The following is a 792-nucleotide window of genomic DNA, read 5'->3' on the forward strand; positions in this document are numbered from 1 at the left end:
CGCTTTACCGTGTCGCCCGCGCCGAAGGGCCGGAGCGCATCGCCGCCGAATGGTGGCGAAAACTGCCCGGCGAGGAGGAAGCGCCGACCCGCGACTATTACCGCATCGAGGACAGCGAAGGGCGTCGCTACTGGCTCTACCGCCAGGGCCTCTACGGCGCCTCGCAGGCCTCGCCGCGCTGGTTCATGCACGGGGTGTTCGCATGAACGCGCTGACCGCCATCCCCTATGCCGAGTTCGGCATCCAGTCGAATTTCTCCTTCCTGCGCGGCGCCTCCAAGCCCGAGGAGCTGGTGGTCACGGCGAAATTCTACAGCTTTGCCTCGATCGGGCTTGCCGACAGGAACACGGTTGCCGGCGTCGTGCGCGCCTGGCAGCAGGCCAAGGTCGAGAAGCTGGCCTATTACCCCGGCTGCCGCCTGGTTTTCCGCGACGGCACCCCGGACGTCCTCGCCTACCCCCACGACCGCAAGGGCTGGGGACATCTCTGCCGCATGCTGACGCAAGCCAATCTGCGCGACGAGAACGAGAAGGGCGCGACGCTGCTTGAATTGAGCGACCTGCTCGAATGGGGCGATCGGATGTCGCTGGCGGTCCTGCCCAGTCTGTCGACGAGCGCGGAAAACGATCTGTCGCTCATTAGCCGGCTTAAGGATCGCTTCGGCTCGGCGCTCCGGCTGGCCGTGGCGCCGGATTATGGCGGCAATGACCGCTTCCGCATCGAGCAGGCGGCGGCGATGGCCGATCAAGCGCGGGTTCCGCTGATGGCGACCAATGACGTACTCTATCATGC

At 65.9% G+C, this 792-nt stretch carries 1 protein-coding gene and 1 pseudogene; both read left to right on the forward strand.

The features are described 5' to 3' along the window. Window positions 1–206, forward strand: a pseudogene (locus tag EOA29_RS38580) (DNA polymerase Y family protein); the annotation flags it as partial. Next, window positions 203–792: PHP domain-containing protein (locus tag EOA29_RS38585; RefSeq protein ID WP_348628942.1), on the forward strand; the 590-nt coding region annotated here is incomplete at its 3' end. The pseudogene EOA29_RS38580 and the gene EOA29_RS38585, both read left to right, overlap by 4 nt.

Source organism: Mesorhizobium sp. M1E.F.Ca.ET.063.01.1.1 (assembly GCF_003998155.1).
GTDB lineage: Bacteria > Pseudomonadota > Alphaproteobacteria > Rhizobiales > Rhizobiaceae > Mesorhizobium.